Origin of the sequence: Thermomonas sp. (genome assembly GCF_023953935.1) — a bacterium.
Taxonomy (GTDB): domain Bacteria; phylum Pseudomonadota; class Gammaproteobacteria; order Xanthomonadales; family Xanthomonadaceae; genus Thermomonas.
Genome location: NZ_JAMLIW010000001.1, coordinates 197,799 through 213,086, shown reverse-complemented (window position 1 = coordinate 213,086; position 15,288 = coordinate 197,799). Strand labels below are relative to the sequence as shown.

Genomic DNA, 15,288 nt, shown 5'->3' with positions numbered 1-15,288 from the left:
ACACCGATGGGCAAGGGCGATACCAAGACCGCCAAGGGCAAGCGCTTCAACGCCAGCTTTGGCAACGTGCGGCCGAAGGCCCCCGCGAAGAAGGCCGCCGGCAGCGCCGCGGCACCTGCTGTCAAGAAGACGGCGACCAAGACCGCCGCGAAGAAGGCGGTGAAGAAGTCCGCCGCCTGAGCCGCGGGTCCTGACGCTTGTCGAAAGCCCCGCGATGCGGGGCTTTCGCGTTTCCGGAACCGGGTGATTGCCGGTTCAGCGCAGCTGTGTCCCGCCGGCGTACACGCTGCGTGCGAAGCTTCCGCCCAGCCAGTAGCACAACTCGGCGGGATGGCCGAGGTTCCAGACCACGAAGTCGGCGCGCAGGTCGGCGCGCAGGAGGCCCCGATCGGGCAGGTCCAACGCCTTGGCGGCGTGGACGGTGGCGCCGCGCAGGGCTTCTTCCGGGGTCAGCTTGAAGTGGGTGCAAGCCAGTTGCATGGCCTGCCGCAGCGACAGCAGTGGCGAGGTGCCGGGATTGCAATCGGTGGCCACCGCCATCGGCACGCCGTGCTGCCGCAGCTGGTCCAGCGGTGGCAGCCGGGTTTCACGCAGCACGTGGAAGGCGCCCGGCAGCAGTACGGCCACCGTGCCGTGGCGGGCCATGGCTTGCACGCTGCCTTCATTGCTGAACTCGATGTGGTCGGCTGACAGGCCGTCGAATTCCGCGGCGAGCATGGCCCCGCCGAGGTCGCTGAGCTGGTCGGCGTGGAGTTTCACCGGAACCCCGAGCTCGCGTGAAGCGTTGAACATCCGCCGCGTCTGCGCCGGGGTAAACCCGATGCCCTCGCAAAAGGCGTCCACCGCGTCCACCAGTCCTTCGGCGTGCAGGACCGCCAGCCAGTCGATGGCTTCCTCGACGTAGTCGTCGGCGCGGCCGTGGAACTCCGGCGGCAAGGCGTGCAGGCCGAGAAAGCTGGTACGCACGCCGATCCCGAGCGTCGCGCCGATCCGCCGCGCCACGCGCAGCATTTTGCGCTCCGAATCGAGATCCAACCCGTAGCCGGACTTGATTTCCAGCGTGGTCGCGCCGTCAGCCAGCAATGCCTGCGCGCGTGTGAGGGATTGTTCGAACAGTGCGTCCTCGCGTGCCAAACGCACCGAAATCACGCTGGAGAGAATGCCGCCGCCGGCGCGGGCGATGTCCTCGTAGCTGGCGCCGTTCAGGCGCATGTCGAACTCGCGCGCGCGGTTGCCGGCAAACACCAGATGGGTGTGGCAATCGATCAGCCCCGGCGTCACCAGCGCGCCGCCAAGGTCGTCTTCCCGCGCGGCGGTTGCGCCCTCGGGCAATCGTGCCATCGGGCCCACCCACGCAATCACACCGTCCTTGCAGGCCAGCGCGCCGTCTTCGATCAGGCCGAACGGCGCGGAGCCGTCCAGCGTGGCCAGCGTGGCATGGGTCAGCAGCAGGTCCCAATCGGGTGCGGACATGGATGTTCCATGGCGGTTTCGAGGGTTTGATTATGGCCGTGTGCGGAGGAGCCGGCCAGATTGCGTTGTGGTTGCTTGGGTGCGGTTTGTGGATTGGCGAGTCCTGCAGCACCCCCGCGACAGCGAATGTCCCCCGATGACGGCCGGCGGCCGTCATCTCCTCCTTTACTTCGCTGTCGCGGGGGTGCCGCAGGACCGTTGCGCGGTATCGCGCAGTTGCGGGAAGGTGAGCGCCGTCGTCGGCTGCACGTTCCATAATGCCGGCATCGAAACGGAGTGACGTCATGCAAGCGATGCGGCGGGTGCGGTCATGAGCACTGTAGACGGATGGGGTGGTCGCGTCGATCTGCCCGAGGATGCCTCGACCCGGCGTTGGCACCAGTGGGTGCGGCGGGCGCAGGCGGGTGCCGCGCCCGGGGTGGCGTTGTTGGGTTTTGCCTGCGATGAAGGCGTGCGCCGCAATCATGGCCGGGTCGGCGCGAAAGACGGCCCGGTGGCGCTACGCAAGATGTTGTCGAACTTGCCCGTGCTCGATGCCGCACCGCTGTACGACGCCGGTACGGTGGACTGCACCGATGGCGATCTGGAAGCCGCGCAGTCGCGCTATGCACAGCGACTGGCGGCGCTGCTGGATGCCGGCCACTTCGCGGTGGGCCTCGGTGGTGGTCACGAGATCGCCTTCGCCAGTTGGCAGGGCCTGGCGCAGCACCTGGGCACGCGAAGGCCGCGCGTGGCGATCATCAACATCGATGCCCATTTCGACCTGCGCCGGCAGGACGAAGGCAGCAGCGGTACGCCGTTCCTGCAGGCGATCGAGCACGCGCAGGCGCTGGGAATCGATTTGCAATACCACGTCTACGGCATCAGCGCCGCTGCCAATACCCGCGTGCTGTTCGACACCGCCGATCGGCTTGGCGTGCGCTACGTCATGGATGACCAGCTGAACCTGCTGACGTTGGCTGCGCACATCGAGCAATTGCAAGCGCGCCTGGCCGACGTGGACTTGATCTACCAGACCATCGACATCGACGGCCTGCCGCACGCGATGGCACCCGGCGTCAGCGCGCCGGCCGCGCGCGGGCTGCCGTTGGAGGTGGTGGAGCCGCTGCTCGATGCCGTCGCAGCCACCGGCAAATTGCGGCTGCTGGACGTGGCCGAACTGTCACCGCCGCTGGATCGCGACAATGTGACCGCTCGGGTGGCCGCGCGCCTGATCCACCGTGTGTGTCATGCGGCATGGCAGGCGCGCACGGGTGCGTGATCCGGCAATCCGCGCCCCATGTCGGCATCCGCCATGCAACACCACGCGAATCCGCTGCAGCGACGGGCGATGTGTTGCTGATATTGACGCTTGCCGGTGTCCTCTTGCCTCAGCATCGGCCTGCGTGCGCTGCGAACAACCCGGCGTTCTCCGCCGGCAGCGCGCCTTCCAGGCGCAGCAGGAATTCCTTGATCGGCAAGCCGCCGCCGTAGCCGGTGAGGCTGCCGTCGGCGCCGATCACGCGGTGGCAGGGCACGATGATCGACAGCGGATTGCGGCCGTTGGCCAATCCGACCGCGCGCGATGCTTTCGGATTGCCCACCCGGCGCGCCAGTTCGGCGTAGCTGATGGTCTGGCCGTAGGGAATCGTTTCCAGTGCGCGCCAGACGCGAAGTTGGAAATCGGTGCCCTGCGGTGACAGCGCCAGATCGAATTGGCGGCGCTTGCCGGCGAAATACTCGCCCAGCTGTTTTTCGGTGGCGTCGAGGAACGGGCTGTTGCCGCCGCGCCAACCGCTGCGGTCGACGGGGTGGCTGCTTTGCCGGAATTCGATGTTGCACAGGCCGCGTTCATCGGCAGCGATCAACAGCGGCCCGATCGGGCTTTCGATGCGGCGGAAGACAATCATGCTCGCTCCTCGGCGGCGGGGCCATTGACGTCGGGTTCGCTTGTTCCATCGTAAGGCAAGCGGAGTTCCCGATTGTTCACGCGGACTGCGTTCGCCGCAGTTGCCGTTGGCCGGTGGCGGCAAGCGTCAGCGCGTGTCGCGCAGCGCCGGCAGCAGCGGCGCGATGTCGCCATCGTTGGGCAACGGTGTCAGCCCCAGCAGGCGCATCAGCAGGGGATACACGTCGACGTTGTCGAACGGTTGCAGCGTCACGCCGTTGCGGAATGCCGGGCCGGAGGCGATGAAGGTGGCGTGCATCGTCGGGTCTTCGATGGCATACCCGTGGCCACCGCCGGCCTTGAACGGCCGTCCGTTGTCGCGGGCCAGCAGCAGCCAACCCAGGTCGGCCTGACACAGAATCGCCGGGATGCGCGCGTGCGTGCCGTAATGCCATTGCGCGGGCAGATCCTGCTTGCGCCAGCAGGTGGCGTGCGGATGGCGACCCAGCAGCGCGGCCGCGACGGCGGCTTCCTGTCCCGGGCGTGGATTGATGCTGGCCAGCGCGCCGCCGGTGACGATGGTGATCGCCTCCAGACCCAGACCGTGTGGCCGCAGGTAGTCGGCGAGGTATTCGCGGCCGGTGATGTCGGCCATGCCGTGGTCCGACACCACGATCAGGTTGATCTTGTCTTGCAGCCCGCGTTGGCGCAGCCCGTCCTGCAACCTGCCCAGCGCGGCGTCCACCTCGGCGCGGGCGGCGCGGCTTTCCGCCGAGTCCGGTCCGGTGGCGTGGCCGGCGTGGTCGACCTGTTCGAAATACAGGGTGATGAACTGTGGGCGGGTACGGGCCGGGCGGTCCAGCCACGCCAGCACCTGATCGACCCGCGCCGAGGCGCTGAGGTGTTCGTCATAGACGCGCCAGTCGGTCGGATGCTGGCCCTGGATGGCGGCTTCCGAACCGGGCCAGAACATGGTCGCAGCGCGGCCGCCGTGGCGCTGCAGGGTGATCCACACCGGCTCGCCGCCGGTCCACCAGCGCGGGTCCTGCACGGCGTCGCGCGAGGACAGGTTGAAATCGCCCAACACCGGGTCATACATGGTGTTGTTGATCATGCCGTGGTGGTCGGGGCGCAGGCCGGTGACGAGGGTGTAGTGGTTTGGAAAGGTCTTGCTGGGATAGGAGGGCGTCATCCACTCCGCCCGCACGCCGGCATTGCCCAAGGCGTTGAGGATCGGCATCTGGTTGGCATCGACATCGGTCGGACGCAGACCGTCGATCGACACCAGCAGCAGCGGAGGGCGTGCGTCCGAGGGCGGCTGCGTGGCGCAGCCGGTGATCAGTGCAAGAGCCAGCAGCAGGCTGGCGCGGATCCATGCGGGCATCGGCCCATGGTATTCGATCATGGGGGCGGTGTGGACCGTGGACGGCGGTTTTCTGCGCGGATGCGATAATCGGCGTTTGCTCGCCTATGCAATCCATGCAGGAGCCCGCCATGTCCACCCGCAATGATCCGACCCGCGTCATCCATCCGCCCAAGGGCAGCCAGCTGAGCTGCAAGAACTGGCAGATCGAAGCCGCCTACCGGATGATCCAGCACAACCTCGATCCCGAAGTGGCGGAGAACCCCGCCGAGCTGGTGGTCTACGGCGGCATCGGCCGCGCCGCGCGCAATTGGGAGTGCTTCGACGCGATCCTGAAATCGCTGCGCGAGCTGAATCCGGACGAGACCCTGCTGGTGCAATCGGGCAAGCCGGTGGGCGTGTTCAAGACCCACACCGACGCGCCGCGGGTGCTGATCGCCAATTCCAACCTGGTGCCGCACTGGGCCACCTGGGAGCATTTCCACGCGCTCGATAAGAAGGGCTTGATGATGTACGGCCAGATGACCGCGGGCAGCTGGATCTACATCGGCTCGCAGGGCATCGTGCAGGGCACCTACGAGACCTTCGTCGAAATGGGCCGGCAAAGCTATGGCGGCAATCTCAAGGGCCGCTGGATCCTCACCGCCGGCCTCGGCGGCATGGGCGGCGCGCAGCCGCTGGCGGCTTCGTTGGCGGGCGCCTGTTCGCTCAATATCGAATGCCAGCAGAAGAGCATCGATTTTCGCCTGCAGACCCGCTACGTGGACGAGCAGGCGACCGACCTGGATGACGCGCTGGCGCGGATCGAAAAGTACACGCAGGCGGGCGAAGCCAAATCCATCGCCCTGCTGGGCAATGCCGCCGACATCCTGCCCGAACTGGTGCGGCGCGGCGTGCGTCCGGATGCGGTGACCGACCAGACCAGTGCCCACGATCCGGTCAACGGCTACCTGCCCAAGGGTTGGACCGTCGAAGAATGGTTCGAGCGCCGCGTCAGCGATCCCGACGCCACCCGCGACGCCGCCAAGGCCTCGATGCGCGAACACGTCGAAGCGATGCTCGCATTCCAGAAGCAGGGCATTCCGGTGTTCGACTACGGCAACAACATCCGCCAGATGGCCTTCGACGTCGGTTGCAAAAACGCCTTCGACTTTCCCGGCTTCGTGCCGGCCTACGTGCGCCCGCTGTTTTGCCGCGGCATCGGCCCGTTCCGCTGGGTGGCGCTGTCCGGCGATCCCGAGGACATCCTCAAGACCGATGCCAAGGTCAAGGAATTGATTCCCGACGATCCGCACCTGCACCACTGGCTGGACATGGCCGAAGAGCGGATCAGCTTCCAGGGCCTGCCTTCGCGCATCTGCTGGGTGGGTCTGGGTCTGCGCGACAAGCTGGGCCTGGCGTTCAATGAAATGGTCCGCAGCGGCGAGCTGAAAGGGCCGGTCGCCATTGGCCGCGACCACCTCGATTCGGGATCGGTGGCCAGCCCCAACCGCGAAACCGAAGCGATGCGCGACGGCTCCGACGCGGTTTCGGATTGGCCGATTCTCAACGCCCTGCTCAGCACCGCCGGTGGCGCCACCTGGGTCAGCTTCCACCACGGCGGCGGCGTTGGCATGGGCTACAGCCAGCACGCCGGCCTGGTTATCGTGTGCGACGGCACGCCCGAAGCCGATGCGAGGATCGCCCGCGTGCTCTGGAACGATCCCGGCACCGGCGTCATGCGCCATGCCGATGCCGGCTACCAGATCGCCATCGACTGCGCACGCGAACAGGGATTGAAGTTGCCGATGCTGTGAGGACCTTGGCCGTTGGCCCGGGCGGTCTTTGCGCGACCGGGAATCGCGCCCGGCCGGCAGGCGTGCTAGAGTTGCATCGCAAATGCAATACATCCGGAGAACGCCATGAAATCCGCCACCTTGCCGCCGCTGCGCGTGGCACCGGAGCTGCGTGAAGCCGCCGAATCGGTGCTGCGCGAGGGCGAAAGCCTGTCCGGGCTGATGGAAAAATCGCTGCGCGAGGAAGTGAACCGCCGTCGCCTGCGATCCGAGTTCATCGCCCGCGGGCTGGCGGTGCGCGAGGAGGCCAGGCGGACGGGGGATTATCTTGACGCCGCCGAGGTTCACGCTGAGCTGGGTGAGATGCTCGCCGCTGCCGAGGCCAAAGCAGCGTGCAAGAATCGTGCATGAGCTGGCGCATCCGCTACGCGCCGGCGGCACGTGACGATCTCAAGCGTTTGTACGCGTTTTTGCTGGAGCGTGACATCGCCGCCGCGCGCGCCGCACTGGCGGCAATCCTGAGTGGCGCCGACCTGCTGCGGGAGTCGCCCTTCGCCTGCCGCAAGGCGGATGAGGCCAATCCGTTCCTGCGCGAGCTGCTGATTCCGTTCGGCAGCGCCGGCTACGTGGCGTTGTTCGAGATCGAAGACGGCCAGACCGTCACCGTGCTGGCGGTGCGACACCAGCGCGAAGATGACTACCACTGACGGCTGTCGCGCGGGTGCGGACGACGGCGTGCGGCCGGTGCGGACCGCCGTTGCGGGTGGCGGGCGGGCGTTCATCCGCGCCTGCGTGAGGCGGGACCGCTGATGCTCTGGTGGCTGGGCGCGGCGCTGTTTCTGTGGCTGGCCCTGCGCGAGGTCTATTACGGTTTCGTGCCCAAGCCCGGTTTTGCCGAGCCGCAGAAGATTTTCGGGCCCTATCTCGTGGTCACCCTCGCGCTGGCCTGCGCCTGCGCATACCCCCCGCTGCGCACCTGGCGCTTCGAGCAGTTCCTGACCCGGCAGGCGCGGATCCTGTCGGGGGTGGAACAGGCGAAGGTGCACTGCAATACCTTCTTCGACACCGCGGTCGATCCAATGGCGTTGGCCTCCGGCCACGCCGATTTCGAGAGCGGACGGATCGTGTTCCAGAAACCGTGGTGCAGCGTGCTGCGACGCTATCTGCGGCATCCGGAAAAACTCGATCGTGAAGGCATCATCAGCGTGCAGATGTTCGCCCACGAGGCCATGCACGTGCGCGGCGAGCGCAACGAGGCGGTGACTGAGTGCCAGGCGATCCAGCGCTACCTGCGCGCGGCGCGCCTGCTCGGCATCCCCGAAGCCAGCGCGCGGGCGGGCGGGATGCTCTATTACCAATCCCTGTACCAGCAGCGCCAGCAGATTGGCGGGATGCAGGCGGCGTATTACTCTGATCAATGCGCGCCGGGGAAGCGGCTGGACGAACGGTTGCCTGATTCCCTCTGGGCGTCACCGTGACGGCGTTTGGATAAAGTGTGCGGGCGGGTTTCGCCATTTGCAGGAGTGGACAATCATGGCTGCGACGGAAGGCCACGGCACGGTGCCCGTGATGCGCATCGATTTCGTCTCCGATGTGGTCTGCCCGTGGTGTGCGATCGGGCTGGCCTCGCTGAGTGAAGCGCTGCGGCGGCTTCAGGGCGAGGTGAAGGCGGAGATCCACGTGCAGCCGTTCGAGCTGGACCCGGAGATGCCGGACGAAGGCATGGACGTGGCCGAAAACCTCAAGCGCAAGTACGGCATGAGTGATGCGCAGCTGGCCGAGAATCAGGAACGGATCCGCCAGCGCGGCGCCGAGCTGGGCTTCCACTTCGACTTCAACGCCCGCAGCCGCACCTGGAACACCTTGTCCGCGCATCGTCTTTTGCACTGGGCCGAGACCCAGGGGCCGGGCTTGCAGCTGGCGCTCAAGGGCGCGCTGTTGGTGGCGCATTTCAGCCAGGGGCGCAACGTCAGCGACCATGCGGTGCTGGCCGAAATCGCCGGCGGCGTTGGGTTGGATGCGGACAAGGCGCGCGAAGTGCTCGATTCCGACCTTTACGCCGACGACGTGCAGGCGGCCGAACGATTCTTCCAGAAACTGGGCATCAACAGCGTGCCGGCGGTGATCGTGGACCGGCGACACCTGATTTCCGGCGGCCAGCCGCCGGAGGTGTTCGCGCAGGCGCTGCGGCAGATCGCCCGCGAGCCGAAGCCGGCGGCCAACGGCGAAGCGACCTGAGCCGGATGCGCAGGCTCAGGTTCGAACCAGCATCCCGCCGTAGACCAGCAGCGAGCCGGTGACGTAGAGCGCGTTGACCCACTTCAACCGCGCCAGATTGCCGCGGCTGCCGGTGACGTCGATCAGGAATTGGCGCAGCAGGAAGGTATACAGGACGTAATACAGGAACGGCGTGATGTTGACATACCACGGATAGTCATCGATGTTTTTGCCGAACTTGTCGAGCAACCAGCCGAGCTGCGAATAGATGCCGAGGAAACCGAGTGCGGCATTGATCAGCATCCAGCGCACTTCGTCGAGGCCGAAGATCACCCGGTAGAAGATCAGGTAGACGACGATCGCGATGCCGCCGTGCATGTAGATGAAAAACAAGCTGGGGCCGTGTTCCGCATACGACATGAAAAAGCCGGACAGCCCGAACATCAGCATGTGAAAGCCGAAAAACGGGTAGATGAACCATTTGCCCTTGTCCTGCATGGCCGACAGGGGGACGCCGTTCACTCTCACTTGCCAGCGGTCGTTTTCCTGTTCCATGCCAGCGCCCGTCGTGGTTCCATCACGATCATAGCGGCGTTGCGGCAGGTCTGACAGTTTCACCACGGTTCATGCGTCGCCCGCGGTTTGCTCGCGATCGCCATCAGCGACTCACGCCGGATCAAGCACTTGCGCACTCGGCCCGCGGGCGCGCCCGCCATGGCGTGCGGCACGCTGGACAAATCAACGTTGCCTTAGAATGGGCACGGTCATTCGGACGAATCGCCACGATGCCCTTGCGCCGGATCCTGCTCTTGCTGTGCGTGCTGATGGTCGCCTGCAGCCGCACGCCTGAGCCTGCCCAGACCAGCGCCGATGCGGCTGCGATGGCGCCGCCGGCGCCGGTGACGCAGCGCAAACCGCAGGCCGAGATCGACTGGTCGCCGGCGCGGCTGGAAGCGGGTGATGCCTCGATCGATTGCAGCGCGGATTATCTGCACGGCGACGGCAAGCCGGTGCTGTCGCTGGCCTACCTCGACCTGCGCACCACCATGCAAGACTGCCGCGCCACTGGCCTGATGCGGCTGCGCTACAAGGGCAAGATCACCGCCGGCTTTGCCGCCCTGGCCGAGCGTGCCGGCAAGGTGGCTGCTGATCTCGGCATCGGCAAGCGCATCCTCGACATCGATTCCTCCGGCGGCAGCGTGGAGGCGGCGATGCGCGCGGGCGATGCGATCGGCGAAAACGACTGGACGATCTGGGTGCGCGGTGATTCGGTCTGCCACAGCGCCTGTGTGCTGATCCTGGCGGCGGGCGACATGCGCGTGATCGTCGGGCCGGTCGGCATCCACCGGATGATCCGGATGCGCTCGACGGCAACGTCCCGCAAGGAGCTTGGGGAAGAACTGCGCGCTCTGAGCGAGGAACTGCGCAATTACCTCGAACGCAACGGCGCTTCGATCGAAGTCTATGACCTGATGACCACGGTGCCCAATCGCACGGTGAAGATCCTGACCGACGAAGAGTTGGAGAATTTCGGGCTGTCCGGCGCCAACGCGGTGGAGGATGACCTCGACCGCATCCGCCTGGCGCGTCGCTGCGGCAGCGAGTTCCTGCAGCGCCGCGACATCTTCCGCCGCGCCTACGAGCGAGAATGCGTGGAGCCGTCGGACGCCGCCAACCAGGACGTGGCCGAGATCAACGCCTGCGGCTTGGCGCTGCGCGCGCGCTATGGCTTCCCGGACCCGAAGTGCCCGATCGAAAGCCCGATGGCCGAGCTCGATGGTGCCATTCTGGCGATTCCGGCCGAGCCGGCAGAGGTCCCTGGCGATGAAGCCGCGGCGCCCGAGTCGGCGGAAGACGTGCCGATGCAGGACTCGCAAGCGGCTGGTTCGACTTCGGGTGCCGACGCGAAGCCGCCGGCCACCCACCGCTGACCAGGGCGCGAGGAGCGCGCGGGTGCTCAGCGCCCGCCGCCGCCGCCGCCACCACCGCCGCCGCCGGAGTAACCGCCGCCACCGCGACCAGAGCTGGAACCGGGACGGTAGTGGCTGGAGCTGGTGCGGGTGGAGGATGTGGTGCGGGTGCGGGTGCGGGTTGTCGGTAGCGGTGGTGGCGCAGCGGCTTTGGCGATGCGCCTGTTCAGATCGTGATTGAGCTGGCGGTTGAGCTGGGCGAGCGAGCTGGCGCTGGCGTTCTGGATCCATGCGAAGTCCGCGATCGCCGCACTGGCCATTGCCGAGCCGACCGCGGCGGTGAACTTGGCGGTCCAGGCCGCTTCGACGCCGAGCGCGATCGCCCACGGCAGCAGCGCGGCGTAGCGCTCGCCGTCGAGCGTTGGCGGCGCGTCCGGGCCCTGCAAGCGCGCCAGATCATCGCGATCGGCCACGCTCAGATACGTCTTCAGGCCTTCGAATTCGTCCAGAAGTTTGCGGCCTTCCGCAGTGTAACTTGCGGTCAGCTTCCAGAAACCGAGGGCCACGCCTGCCGTTGCCAGGCCGATGCCCAGCACCATCCACAGGGCCCAGCCGTTGGCGAGGATGAAAGCGGCGATGAAGCCGGCGGCACCGATGGCGGTCGGAATCAGGCAGCCCGTGGTGTCCTGGGTGTCGTGGTGCATGCCGCCGTAGCGCTGCTTGAGCGCGTCGGACTGCATGGTCTGCGCTGACCGCAGGAATGGGCCGTGGGCTTCGTCGACGGTGACCGCCTCGCGGCTGCCGAACAGGGTGTCGAGGAGTCTGCGCTCCGAGACCGGAAGCTCTCCCGGAGCGGCATCGGTGCGGGTCAAGGTCCACAGCGGGGATGCGTTGCCGTCGGCAGCCACCGTGATGCGGATCAGGCCCTTGACCGCCAGTGCCAGCAGCCCGGTGCTGAAGCACAGTTCGTCCGCGGCCTGCTGCTGCAGGAAACGCGCTCCGGCCGGAGAGTGGCCGGCGGGCGGCTCGTAGCGGGCGATGATGACGCCCGGTTTGGGGTCGCGCCCCACCCGCAGCCACAGCAGGAACTGCCAGCCCAGGACCAGCAGCAGTGTCGCCAGCATCACGGACGGGCCGGGATTGTCCTGGAGCAGCCATCGGGTTTTTTCCAGCGACTGGGCGGCGTCAGGACGCCCTTGGGGAAGCTCAGGACGATCGTCATTCCTTCCCCAGCAGCCAGCGGAGCGGCCAGCGCCCAGCGCGCCGTGCCCGGCGATGGAATCGAAGCGCGATAGCCTTGCGCATTGCTGAACTGGGGTCCGGTGTAGCCCTCCGCGCGCATGGCGGCAATGGCCACCGCCTGCGGAAGGCGCACGGTGACGTTGGCCTGCTCGATGCGAAATTCCCACGAATTGCCGATGGCGTTCCAATACAGCTCGTCGTGGTCGCTGAAAAATCCGATCTGACGATCGGTGCGATAGGTCAGGGCGTAGCTGTAATCCGCGGGGACCGGCAGAAGGTCGTCATTGCCGAAGTTCACCCGCACGCCATTGTCGATATCTTCGGTGAACCACGGCTCGGGCTTGCCGTCGCGTTGCAGGCCGATGACCTTGAAACCGACCACGACGTCGTTGCCGTAGCGGTCCGGGTAGCGGGTCGGGAAATCGCGGTAGATGCCGCGCCGGATCTTGTTGCCTGCGGCGTGGACGCGCAGGATTTCGGTGACGTTGAGGCTGCCGTCGGCATTGATCTTGATGTCGATGTCGTAGCCGAGGATGCGTTCGTCACCGGATGGGCGGCGTGGCTGTTCCGGCAGCGCAAGCGGTGCCTCGGTTGCGGGCTTGGGTGCAGCCTTGTCGGCCGTGGCCGTGGTTGCTTTTTGCGGGACCTTGGCGCTCGGTTGCGCTGCCTGCACGCCGGCATCTGCGGACTGCGCAAGCAACAGGCACAGCGCCAGCAACGCCAGCGCGACGCGCGCGCGCAGCGGGCAGGCATGGACTACCGCGAACCTGGCCTGAAACGGCTGGCGGATGCCGCTGAACAAAGCTCGCGCGATGGCGACTGCGTGCCTGCGCATGTCTCAGCGTCCGCCGCCGCCACCACCACCGCCGCCGCCGCCGGAGGAACCGCCGCCGCCGGAGCTGCTTCCGGGTGGCGAAGACGCCGAGGCGATCGAGGTATTGAAGCTGCTGCCGAGGCTGCTGCTGAGCTGGCTCAGGTTGCTGAAGCTGGTGCCGTGGTACCAGGACAGATTGGAGGCGGTCTGTTGGGCTACGGCCTCGCCTACGGCAGCGGTGAACTGCTTGGTCCACGCCTCTTCCACATCCAGCGCCAGCGCATAGGGCAGCATGGCTTCGTATTCTCTGGCGTCGAGGGTGGGTGCGTCCCCCGGGGCTTGCAGCCGTTTCAGTGCATCGTCTTCGGCAACGCCCAGATACAGCTTCAGTCCCTCGATTTCATCCAGCAGCTTGCGCCCCTCGGCGGTGGGCGCGGGCAGCAGCTGGCCGAACAGGACGATGACGCCGAACATCAGGAAATCGATCACGACCAGCGCCGGCAATCCGTTGCCGTGCGAGAGGAAGTAGGCGAGGACGGATATCCCCATGGCCATCAGCAGTGCAAAGAAGATGGGCTTGCCGTTGCGCTTGAACATGCGGCCGGCGTAGCTCGCTTCGAGCCGTTTGGTTTGCGCCAGCCGTGAGGCCAGAAACCGCTCGCGATTGGCCGCCGAGACTTGCAGCGTCTCTTCCTCCGAAAACAGTTCATCCAGCAGCTCGCGCTGGGCGTCGCTGATGTAGAGGGGGATGCGTGCGTCGGTGCGGGTGACGGTCCACTGGTCGGCGCCGAGGCGTTTGGGCTCACGTTTGATCGTGAGCAGGCCCGCGACCGCCATTGCCAGCAGGTCGGCGGTGTAGCCACGGCCATCGGCGCGCATCGTGCGGATGAAGCGCAGGGCGGCGGGCGAGTAGCCGTCCGGCGGTGTGTAGCGGGCGATGATGGTGCCGGCTGGCGGGTCGCGACCCACCTGGGTCCAGCGCAGCAACAGGTAGGCCAGCATCAGCGCCAGCGCGGCCAGCATGATCAGGACGGAAACATTGTCCTTGAAGAACCATTGCGCTTTCTGGATTGAAGTCGGCGCGGTGACGATGCCCTTCGGAAAGCTCAGGACGATGGTCAGTCCCTGCCGCGTGTAGAGCGGTGCCTTCAAGACCCAGCGCGCCTCGCCGGCAGCGGGCAGCGCCGCGAGGAAGCCTTTCTCGTGCGCGCCCTGGGTGCCGGTGAAGCCGTCTACCTGCATCGCGGATACCGGCACCGGCTGCGGCAGCTGGACGCGCACGCTGGCCTGTTCGATGACGAAATCCCAGCCGGTGCCGATGGCGTTCCAGTACAGCTCGTCGTGATCCGCAAAGAACCCGATCTGGCGACTGGTGCGGTAGCGCAGGGTGTAGGTGTAGTCGGCGGGCACCGGCAGGAAATCATCGTTGCCGAAGTTGACGCGCACGCCGTTGCTGAGGTTCTCGGTGAACCAGGGCTCGACCTTGCCGTCGCGCTGCAGGTCGATGACCTTGAAACCGACCACGACGCTGTTGCCGTAGCGATCCTTGTAGCGGGTCGGGAAGTCGCGGTAGATGCCGCGCCGGATCTGGATGCCTTCGGCGTGGACGCGGATGGTCTCGGTGACGTCGAGGCTGTTGTCGGCGTTGACCTTGACGTCGATGTCGTAGGACAGGATGCGCTCACCTTCCCGACCCGAAGCGGCGCCGGCTTCCGCGCCGTTGCCGGAAATATCCTTGAGGCTGTAGCCGCTGCCCGCGAGTGCGCTCTGGATGCGCTGGCGGGTCTCCTCCGCGCTGCCGCCCTGGGCGATGGCCGCTTTGACGCGGCGGGCGATCTCGTCGGCGTCGGGGGTGGCGGTTGTCGCGGCGTTCGGGGGCGGCGCTTGCTGCGCAATAGCAGGGGCGGCGAGCGCACAGGCCAGACCCAGCAGCAACGCGAACAGGTGCTTCATCGGCCCAGCTCCACGTGTGGTGCCGCCTGGCTACTGGTTTCTGCCTGGAAGAACTCCGCATCGCGGAAACCGAAGACGGGCGCAATCAGCAGCGCGGGGAAGCGCTGGATCGCGTCGTTGTAATCGCGCACCGCGCCGTTGTAGAAGCGCCGCGCGTACTGCAGGTGATCCTCGACGGTCACCAGTCCGGTGGACAGTTGCTGGAAGTTTTCGCTGGCCTTGAGCTCAGGGTAGGCCTCCTTCAGCGCGATCAGTCGCGACAGGGCCTGTTCGAGCTGGTCTTCGGCGCGACCCTGATCGCGCGCGCCGCGCATCGCCTGCGCCTGCGCCCGCAGCTCGGTGACGGCTTCCAGGGTGGCGCGTTCGTGTTTGGCGTAGCCGCGCACAGCTTCCACCAGCTGCGGAACGAGGTCATGGCGGCGCTGCAATTGGACGTCGATGTCGGCCCAGGCCGTGCGGTACTGATTGCGCAAGCGGATCAGGCGGTTGAATATCAGTGTCAATCCGACGGCAATCGCGGCCGCCGCGGTGACGGCAAGAATCCCCATTCCCTCTCCTCAAGCCGCCGGCAGTCCAGCAGCGGCTGACACCGACATCCTGCGCGATCGGATGCCGCCGTCGACCGCCGCTTCTTGGTTCAACGTGGATTGTGCGGGAATGCGGACGCAAGTGCA

16 protein-coding genes are annotated in these 15,288 nt (G+C 66.6%); 8 read left to right on the top strand and 8 right to left on the bottom strand.

Annotated features, from left to right (window positions below; genetic code table 11):
- Positions 1-6 precede the first annotated feature (6 nt).
- The gene (locus tag M9902_RS00980; protein WP_297171222.1) at positions 7-180 is read left to right on the top strand and encodes a 30S ribosomal protein THX; all 174 of its coding nucleotides are present in this window, start codon (positions 7-9) and stop codon (positions 178-180) included.
- A 75-nt stretch (positions 181-255) separates the two neighbouring features.
- Here M9902_RS00980 and hutI read toward each other — a convergent pair whose 3' ends face one another.
- Positions 256-1,473 carry an imidazolonepropionase gene (hutI, locus tag M9902_RS00975; RefSeq protein WP_297220527.1) on the bottom strand — a complete coding sequence of 406 codons (1,218 nt, stop codon included), beginning with the start codon at positions 1,471-1,473 and terminating at the stop codon, positions 256-258.
- A gap of 310 nt (positions 1,474-1,783) precedes the next feature.
- On the opposite strand from hutI, the gene hutG reads away from it, so the two are divergent.
- The gene (hutG, locus tag M9902_RS00970; protein ID WP_297220525.1) at positions 1,784-2,734 is read left to right on the top strand and encodes a formimidoylglutamase; all 951 of its coding nucleotides are present in this window, start codon (positions 1,784-1,786) and stop codon (positions 2,732-2,734) included.
- 109 nt (positions 2,735-2,843) lie between these two features.
- Here hutG and M9902_RS00965 read toward each other — a convergent pair whose 3' ends face one another.
- Entirely contained in the window at positions 2,844-3,362 is a 519-nt protein-coding gene (locus tag M9902_RS00965; RefSeq protein ID WP_297220523.1) for a methylated-DNA--[protein]-cysteine S-methyltransferase, read from the bottom strand.
- Positions 3,363-3,488: 126 nt separating this feature from the next.
- Positions 3,489-4,724, bottom strand: a complete 1,236-nt coding sequence (locus M9902_RS00960; RefSeq protein ID WP_297220521.1) for an ectonucleotide pyrophosphatase/phosphodiesterase — start codon at positions 4,722-4,724, stop codon at positions 3,489-3,491.
- 110 nt (positions 4,725-4,834) lie between these two features.
- Here M9902_RS00960 and hutU point away from each other — a divergent pair, with 110 nt between their 5' ends.
- The 5 genes from hutU to M9902_RS00935 all read left to right on the top strand — a co-directional run bounded on the left by hutU (position 4,835) and on the right by M9902_RS00935 (position 8,716).
- Positions 4,835-6,499, top strand: a complete 1,665-nt coding sequence (hutU, locus tag M9902_RS00955) for a urocanate hydratase (RefSeq protein WP_297171213.1) — start codon at positions 4,835-4,837, stop codon at positions 6,497-6,499.
- A 105-nt stretch (positions 6,500-6,604) separates the two neighbouring features.
- Positions 6,605-6,889, top strand: coding sequence for a YlcI/YnfO family protein (locus M9902_RS00950; protein ID WP_297220518.1), 285 nt, complete (start codon positions 6,605-6,607; stop codon positions 6,887-6,889).
- Positions 6,886-7,185 carry a type II toxin-antitoxin system RelE/ParE family toxin gene (locus M9902_RS00945; RefSeq protein WP_297220516.1) on the top strand — a complete coding sequence of 100 codons (300 nt, stop codon included), beginning with the start codon at positions 6,886-6,888 and terminating at the stop codon, positions 7,183-7,185. The genes M9902_RS00950 and M9902_RS00945 overlap by 4 nt, the downstream gene beginning before the upstream one ends.
- A 102-nt stretch (positions 7,186-7,287) precedes the next feature.
- Positions 7,288-7,956: a hypothetical protein gene (locus M9902_RS00940; RefSeq protein ID WP_297171207.1), complete on the top strand. Its 669-nt coding sequence runs from the start codon at positions 7,288-7,290 to the stop codon at positions 7,954-7,956.
- Between the two features lie 55 nt (positions 7,957-8,011).
- Positions 8,012-8,716: a DsbA family oxidoreductase gene (locus M9902_RS00935; protein WP_297220514.1), complete on the top strand. Its 705-nt coding sequence runs from the start codon at positions 8,012-8,014 to the stop codon at positions 8,714-8,716.
- 15 nt (positions 8,717-8,731) lie between these two features.
- Here M9902_RS00935 and M9902_RS00930 read toward each other — a convergent pair whose 3' ends face one another.
- A complete protein-coding gene (locus M9902_RS00930; RefSeq protein WP_297220511.1) occupies positions 8,732-9,217 on the bottom strand; it encodes a hypothetical protein in 486 nt (161 codons plus the stop codon).
- 263 nt (positions 9,218-9,480) lie between these two features.
- Here M9902_RS00930 and M9902_RS00925 point away from each other — a divergent pair, with 263 nt between their 5' ends.
- Complete coding sequence (locus M9902_RS00925) at positions 9,481-10,626, top strand: hypothetical protein (protein WP_297220509.1); 1,146 nt, start codon at positions 9,481-9,483, stop codon at positions 10,624-10,626.
- Positions 10,627-10,652: 26 nt separating this feature from the next.
- On the opposite strand, the gene M9902_RS00920 is transcribed toward M9902_RS00925, so the two are convergent.
- Genes M9902_RS00920 through M9902_RS00905 form a run of 4 tightly spaced genes read right to left on the bottom strand, consistent with a single transcriptional unit; the run spans position 10,653 to position 15,162 of the window.
- Positions 10,653-11,729 carry a DUF2207 domain-containing protein gene (locus M9902_RS00920; protein ID WP_297220983.1) on the bottom strand — a complete coding sequence of 359 codons (1,077 nt, stop codon included), beginning with the start codon at positions 11,727-11,729 and terminating at the stop codon, positions 10,653-10,655.
- Positions 11,729-12,682 (bottom strand): DUF2207 domain-containing protein, encoded by a 954-nt coding sequence (locus M9902_RS00915; protein ID WP_297220507.1) that lies wholly within the window; start codon positions 12,680-12,682, stop codon positions 11,729-11,731. The genes M9902_RS00920 and M9902_RS00915 overlap by 1 nt, the downstream gene beginning before the upstream one ends.
- A 3-nt stretch (positions 12,683-12,685) precedes the next feature.
- The gene (locus M9902_RS00910) at positions 12,686-14,614 is read right to left on the bottom strand and encodes a DUF2207 domain-containing protein (RefSeq protein ID WP_297220505.1); all 1,929 of its coding nucleotides are present in this window, start codon (positions 14,612-14,614) and stop codon (positions 12,686-12,688) included.
- Complete coding sequence (locus M9902_RS00905; RefSeq protein ID WP_297174294.1) at positions 14,611-15,162, bottom strand: LemA family protein; 552 nt, start codon at positions 15,160-15,162, stop codon at positions 14,611-14,613. Before M9902_RS00905 ends, M9902_RS00910 begins: the two co-directional genes overlap by 4 nt.
- Between the last annotated feature and the right edge of the window lie 126 nt (positions 15,163-15,288).

Bases quoted from the DNA above. Each gene is read 5' to 3' on its own strand.
- M9902_RS00980 (WP_297171222.1), top strand. From the start codon at position 7: ATGGGCAAGGGCGATACCAAGACCGCCAAGGGCAAGCGCTTCAACGCC.
- hutI (WP_297220527.1), bottom strand. From the start codon at position 1,473: ATGTCCGCACCCGATTGGGACCTGCTGCTGACCCATGCCACGCTGGCC.
- hutG (WP_297220525.1), top strand. From the start codon at position 1,784: ATGAGCACTGTAGACGGATGGGGTGGTCGCGTCGATCTGCCCGAGGAT.
- M9902_RS00965 (WP_297220523.1), bottom strand. From the start codon at position 3,362: ATGATTGTCTTCCGCCGCATCGAAAGCCCGATCGGGCCGCTGTTGATC.
- M9902_RS00960 (WP_297220521.1), bottom strand. From the start codon at position 4,724: ATGCCCGCATGGATCCGCGCCAGCCTGCTGCTGGCTCTTGCACTGATC.
- hutU (WP_297171213.1), top strand. From the start codon at position 4,835: ATGTCCACCCGCAATGATCCGACCCGCGTCATCCATCCGCCCAAGGGC.
- M9902_RS00950 (WP_297220518.1), top strand. From the start codon at position 6,605: ATGAAATCCGCCACCTTGCCGCCGCTGCGCGTGGCACCGGAGCTGCGT.
- M9902_RS00945 (WP_297220516.1), top strand. From the start codon at position 6,886: ATGAGCTGGCGCATCCGCTACGCGCCGGCGGCACGTGACGATCTCAAG.
- M9902_RS00940 (WP_297171207.1), top strand. From the start codon at position 7,288: ATGCTCTGGTGGCTGGGCGCGGCGCTGTTTCTGTGGCTGGCCCTGCGC.
- M9902_RS00935 (WP_297220514.1), top strand. From the start codon at position 8,012: ATGGCTGCGACGGAAGGCCACGGCACGGTGCCCGTGATGCGCATCGAT.
- M9902_RS00925 (WP_297220509.1), top strand. From the start codon at position 9,481: ATGCCCTTGCGCCGGATCCTGCTCTTGCTGTGCGTGCTGATGGTCGCC.
- M9902_RS00920 (WP_297220983.1), bottom strand. From the start codon at position 11,729: ATGCTGGCGACACTGCTGCTGGTCCTGGGCTGGCAGTTCCTGCTGTGG.
- M9902_RS00915 (WP_297220507.1), bottom strand. From the start codon at position 12,682: ATGCGCAGGCACGCAGTCGCCATCGCGCGAGCTTTGTTCAGCGGCATC.
- M9902_RS00910 (WP_297220505.1), bottom strand. From the start codon at position 14,614: ATGAAGCACCTGTTCGCGTTGCTGCTGGGTCTGGCCTGTGCGCTCGCC.
- M9902_RS00905 (WP_297174294.1), bottom strand. From the start codon at position 15,162: ATGGGGATTCTTGCCGTCACCGCGGCGGCCGCGATTGCCGTCGGATTG.